4 protein-coding genes are annotated in these 6708 nt (G+C 33.2%); all 4 read right to left on the bottom strand.

Annotation, left to right across the window (positions count from 1 at the left end):
- A partial coding sequence (locus H8706_RS11560; RefSeq protein WP_262432754.1) for an ABC transporter substrate-binding protein occupies positions 1-582 on the bottom strand: 582 nt, incomplete at its 3' end.
- A 70-nt stretch (positions 583-652) separates the two neighbouring features.
- Positions 653-2068, bottom strand: a complete 1416-nt coding sequence (locus H8706_RS11565) for a GH39 family glycosyl hydrolase (RefSeq protein ID WP_262432755.1) — start codon at positions 2066-2068, stop codon at positions 653-655.
- Positions 2069-2271: 203 nt separating this feature from the next.
- The gene (locus tag H8706_RS11570) at positions 2272-5049 is read right to left on the bottom strand and encodes a hypothetical protein (RefSeq protein WP_262432756.1); all 2778 of its coding nucleotides are present in this window, start codon (positions 5047-5049) and stop codon (positions 2272-2274) included.
- 16 nt (positions 5050-5065) lie between these two features.
- Positions 5066-6708, bottom strand: a 1643-nt coding sequence (locus H8706_RS11575; RefSeq protein WP_262432757.1) for an S-layer homology domain-containing protein, incomplete at its 5' end; no start/stop codon positions are given.

Genomic DNA, 6708 nt, shown 5'->3' on the forward strand with positions numbered 1-6708 from the left:
TTTTTCATTTGTCATTTTCTTTGCATATGCACGAAGTTCTTCGAAAGTTTCAGGAAGAACAACATTTCCGCCAGCATCAACAAAGCCATTCTTTTTAAGCATATCAACATTGTATGCAATACCAAATGTGTTTATATAGTAGGGAACTGTATAGTATTTACCGTTCACCTTTGATTTAAGGCTTGATAATGCTTCTTCAGGTAAGCTGTCAAGATATTCCTGACCGCCTTCAATTTCATCAATAGCCATTATTTCACCGGATTCATAATATTTCTGCATAGACCATGTACTATACATATCCGGCTCTTGATGTGATGCAACTGCCATTTCTACAGTTTGTGAAAGATTACCTTCTTTTACAACATACTCAATTTCAACACCAAGTTCTTTTCCGCGAGTGTCGTTAAATTTTTCAACAAGCTCAAGCATATCTGTTTTCATATGTGAATCGCCGGTCCAAATAGTAACTTTTTCTAATCCGCCATCACTTGTCTTTTCTTTATCGCCACATCCAATAGAAGTTACAGCCAATGCAGCAATGCATACTGCTAAAACAATTTTTTTCAACATTTTCTTTTTCATAATATTCCCCATTCCGCCCTTTACAATACTGCAAAAAGGCTATAATATTTTATACCTTCAACAACTTAAATTACTCTGCATCAAAAAAATTGCCAAATGTTAAAAGCAATGGATAATCGTTAATTGGAATGTTTTTTAATATTGTAACACCATCTGCAAATTCTACCATATTTTCAGCAAGATCATAAACAGTTCCGTCAATCAAATCAACTAATTTTGGTTTGCCGGAAATACCCGTTTCAAATGTGACAGTTGAGAAAAAGTCACTTGTCATAATATCACTTCCATACCAGTAAGCAAAACCATAAGAACCGTTAGGTTTCTTAAAACCATAGCTTATAATATTTTCAGAAACATCAACTCCAATATTAAAACGCGATTCTTGCGGTTTAACAGCAAAAGGAAGTTTAACTTTCTCAAAATCATCTGCAAATATCGAAGCAATCGCCTGCAAAGCTTTATACGACGGTTTTGGTGTATATTCGCCAGTAGAAAAGCCTTCTTCGTCAAATTCTGCACTAAGCACACCAAAATATGCGTAATCCATATAACTACTCTTATCACCCACAAATCCTGAAAGTGCTTCAATCATATCCACACATGAAAAATATGATGCAAACTCAATATCAGCTGCCAAGTCTGTTATTGCGTGTCTTGCTAATACCTTAGCCTGTTTTTTCGGTGTCCAAGACCCCCAAGAAAGTTCTCCGTTTCCATCACTTCTTGATGGTGCACCGGTTTCACCCTGAACAATACCTATCGCTGGATTATGAATATTTACCATACCTCTTATAAGTTCTCTTCGGTCTATATATTTTTTATCATCAGGAGTGTAAATATGGTATGAGAAAAAGTCTATATAGTCTCCTATACCAACCCGAAAAGCATCATTTATAAATTTAATATTTCCTGTGCTTTCAACGCCACCAATAACCTTTGCATTTGGATTAGCCTTTTTAACCGCCTTAGATGTTCTTACAACAAACTCACCGTATTCCTTACCGTTAGTTTGATGCTCATTTGCAATATGTGTCCAGAACCAATTAGGTTCGTTCCATACTTCAAAATATTCTACTTTTCCTATGTATCTTTTTACGAGCTCGTAAACATATCTATCCCAGGCATTGCGTTCTTCTTCCGTTTCAATAGGAGGCACACCAATCGCTCCGTATACCTTTGCTGCTTCCTTAGTGTATAACCCATTTCCGTAAGCAAGACACATCCAAGGTTTTAATCCTCGATTAATAATATTCTCTACGATTTCGTCAAGCCAAGCAAAATCAAAAACACCTTTTTCCTTTTCGGTTCTTTGCCATCCGGATTGAAGACGTATCCATTTTACTCCTAGTTGAGCAACCTTATCATATGCTTTATTAGGGTCAAAAACAGCTCTGTCCAATTTTTCAAAACCGATACCTAATTTAGATTTTTCAACCTGTGCAGCACACTTTGGTTTAATATGTGCTGTTTCAGCTAACCTTATCACTTGAACCATTCCTTTGTATAATTATTTTCAATTATTTAATCCTTACATTAAAACAAAATGACACAACATAAATTTAGTTATATTGCTAAAAAAATAACGAATTAAATATAATTAATTGTAACATTTTTACTGTTCTATAAAATATCACTTAATACATATTTTCTTTAGAAATTTTACTTTTTCGAATTTTAACTGCAAAAATATTACTTATATATTACTACATCAAGACAGTTTCCGCTTCTATGTCTAACAACCGCAACAGAAGTATTCATACTGTCTTCAAAAAAAGTTATGCCGGGACTCATTTTGCCGTTTGTTATACGCTTTTGCAAGTTATTCTGCTTTGTATCATAAACATACATATGTTTTATAGGTTTGGCAAAACCATAGAGATTAGTACCATTTTCCATATCACTTATACTGTCTGCAAGAATTATTCCGCAATCGGTTGCTCCTATATTATATACATAACCTTTTTTTATGAAGTAATCTGACTGCACACTGTTAAATCCTGAATAACCATTGTTTATACTATATGTACCACTGTTTATATACGAAGGAATATCTCCCGTTTCACTATCGGAATTATAATCATAAAGCATAAAAGCATATGTTACCATTCCGTTTGCATCAAATGCGGGTATTATCAAATCTCCCTCACTTAAATTAATAAATTGTGTATCATTTGTGTAATCTTTAACACCCTCATCTTTCGAATAAACCGTTGTCATTTTTCCGCCATACATACATTCAATTTTTTGAGAAACTGTTTCTGTTATAGGATTTATAACATGGGAAACATCATTGACAATTAATATTTTGTCAGTTATGGTCATCTGTATATTGCTCGATGGTTTATCCTGCAACGGCATAGTATACACAACAAACGTAGGAACTACAGCATCTTGTTCATAGTATGCCGTTATTTTATAATCTCCTGCCGCAGTAAGATGAAAATATTCTGCACTTTCAAAATTCAAAACCTTATAGTAGTCATATCCATATGATGTCGATGCATCTGCGGGAGCAATGTCAGGAATGCCTATTACCTTGCAACCATTAAAAGGAGCAATATTAGTTCCTGCTTCATCAAATATTCCAAAAGAAATATTTGTATACGGAGTTCCTGAAGTTATTTCAGAATTTGTTGCTGAAAACATTGCAGAAGATGCTGCTCCCTTTGAAAACATAAGTTTTCTTGTATCAGGCACAGTATTTTCATTGTCAGGATTTTGGCGCTTATTTTTTGTTATTAAACTTCCTTCTATGCCGCTATCTGCACCAACTATTTTTTTAATCTTGCCATCAGAGGTTGTATAATACATAACAACCGTATGGAATAATTCAAGATTAAACGCCTTATAATTTGAAGTTGTTATATTAATCCCATTAAATTTAGCATTTTTTTGAAGTTCAACAAGTTGTAATTTAGAAGAACCTGTACCATTTAAATCTGTCATAATCATCGCTTTGAATTTATCCTTACCCGATGATTCCAAATCCGAAAAAAACTCTACAAACAACCCATAATGAACTCCATCACTTGTATTGCGTTTTGCTCTTGCAATTCTTCCGGTATGGTCTAAATACAAATCATAAAATTCACCTAAAGATACATTGTTTTCAAGGGTTGAATAAGCAAATTCCAAATTTTGAATTTCTTCAGTGTCATCTGTTTTAACCTTAAATTCATAGTTATTAGGCTCTCCTGAACACACTCCGTTAACAGCAGCACTAATCATATTATCGTTTACAATTATCTTTACTGCTTTTTCATTAGAGGCACCCTCAAAAATGCTAAGTGTATCTCCTTTTTGTAGTTCCTTATATTCAAAAGGTTTGCCGTCAATATCAACCAAAGAAAGTCTGCCATTTTGATATTCTTCATCATACGACAAAAACTCATTCTTATCGCTGTATACTTTAAACACACTTGAAGATTTACCTTCTACTACCATAGTTTTGTAACATTCTATTGCTACTAAGTCATATTTTCCGTCTTCATCACAATCCACAATGGTTAATGAACTTAAACCATAATTAATTCCTTCACTTATACGCTGCAAAAACTGACCTGTATTTTGAGTTGCATACTGACCGTTGTATATAACATCTGTTGCAAACTCTAATGAAATCTTTTTTTCTTTGTTGTTTACAATATATCTAATTTGATTGTCAATATAATATGGTCTGTTTTCATAACTTAAGGATAGCACATCATCCTCCAATTTTGGTTTTACAGATAAAAGTTGTTTTTTGTCTTTACCTTTTTCTTCAAGATAAAAACCTTCAACATTCCTTCCCAAAAGCGAATATGTGTCAAAATTTGTTTTAAATATCATATTGCCGATTACACTATTATTTACTATGATTTCATCTTTAGCTGCAAACATATTGTCATACATTGTGCTATAACGATTTCCAATAAGTCTGCCTTCAAACTTAACAGCGTGTTTATACTTTTCAGCAAGAGTAATACCACCCTTTTCATATTCTGCATCTGTTCCGTAAACAGTCTGTTCTAATGTGTCGGCAGTAAGTGCATTATAAAACATTATAACAACATCATATACTAAAAACTTGTCTTCTTTATTAACTACATTATCACTTAAACCAACTTGATTAGCTATTGACATATACCTATCTGCTTGATTTCCGAAATTCCATCCTAAAAGTGATACAAGTATTTTTGCTGCTTCCGAATAATCCATATACAAATAGCTGTTATGCAATTTTTCACTCATATAAATGTTAGAAATATCTTCATTTTCCACAAGAGCATCAAGCATTTTTGCAAATTGTGAATAACTTACCTTTTTCATCATATTTTCGGATGTATCAACAGGTATTTCAAGGCTATTAAGCACATCTGCACAAAAAGAGTATAAATCTGCATCATATTCGGCAGCATATACTGCAGGCATACTTAATCCTGTAATCATAATAGCTGATATCATCAATATACATATAAGTTTTTTCAAAATAGCACCCCCATTATTACAGCCCGCCTATAAAAGAAAGTATATTATACAAAATTACTGTCGCTTCTGCACGGGTTGCGGTTGATTCAGGGTTAAGGGTTCCGTTCTCGTTACCATTAACAATTCCAAGTTTCACTAACTTGTCTATTATATCTTTTGCATAATCAGCCACATCTTCACTGTCAGAGAATTTTTCAATGCCTTCCTTTTCTGGCAAAACAGTATCCTCTATTAACTGTGCACACATAACAAACATATCTTGCCTTGTAATATTTCTTCCGCTTCCAAATAAATCATTTCCAATTCCTTTTGTTATATTGTTTTGTGCAGCTGCAGCAACATATGGTGAATACCACGAATCCACGCTTACATCTTCAAATGGACTTACATCATTTATAGGTTCAATACCTTCAGCAACCACTATCATCTTTATAAATTCTTCACGGGTTACAAAATCATTTGGAGCAAAAATTAAATCGCCCTTACCCGAAATAATATCTCTCTCATATAGAGTTTCTATTGCGTCCTTCGCCCAATCAACCGAATCAATATCCGAAAAATATGACTTTTTATTTTCCTCAAGCTTTACAGGAGGTACCGGCACTTCAGCTTTAATTGATACACTTCCGCCTCCAAAACTAGCAGAATTGTTTGAAGAAGCGTAAACAGGAGTAGCATTTGTAATAAGCTGATTTACATACTGAATAAATTTAGCAATGCTTCTTTGAGGTGTATTTTTTATACTTTCATTTACAGTTGATTGATTAAGACCCAAACCATTATAGCCTGAAAAATTCAAACCGGTAAGAATATCTGTATGCGAATTTAACACTGCCGAAATATCCTTATGCATAAGTGTCTTTTTAATAAGATTATTAAGCACTGTTATTTTAAAGGCATCAGCATATTCCTCTGCAGAGCGAATATTCTTGTTATCAACTAAACTTAATTCATTTGCTAATTCTGTACATAAAGCTAATTTTTCATCATCAGTAAAACCATTATAATCGTTGTATACTGAAAGCAACTGCAATTCGTCTAATTTTAAGAGTCTTGTAATATCCGCAACACTTTCATTCGGATATATACCAGCTAATATTTCCTTTATGGAAGACGGTACTTTATCTTTTAAAAGAACCATTCTTAATGTTTCATCTGCAAAGTGCATTTTAAAATTATCAATATTTCCAAATGGTTTTTTTGCTAATAAATTTGTGCAAAGCAACAATTTTGATTCATCACTTAACATATTGTAGTATGTTTCGTCATATCTTATTTTCTGATCTCTATGTTCTTTTTCAAGAATTGCCAAAAGCCCTGCATTATCTATATCATATAAATCTATTGATTTTATAAAGTTATCATTATCAACTTTTGACGAGAAAAATTTCGTTTCATCTGCAAACACTTTGTCATCAACTTTAGCAATTATTCTATAGGTACCGCTTTCACTTACAATTATAGGATAAGCAGAATTAACGCTTCCGTTCGCTTCAACAGTAACTTTTACAATATCTAAAAACACATTTTCAGATACACCTTGTGTGCTTTGCGGAACATCATTTACACTTGCATCTGTTTTTGGAACAAGAATTTCTGCCGTTACAGTTTTTCCTGCATACGCCGTTCCTAAATTTCCGCTAAACGAAAGTGTTTGGT

This window comes from Qingrenia yutianensis (genome assembly GCF_014385105.1).
In the GTDB taxonomy this organism is placed as follows: domain Bacteria; phylum Bacillota; class Clostridia; order UMGS1810; family UMGS1810; genus Qingrenia; species Qingrenia yutianensis.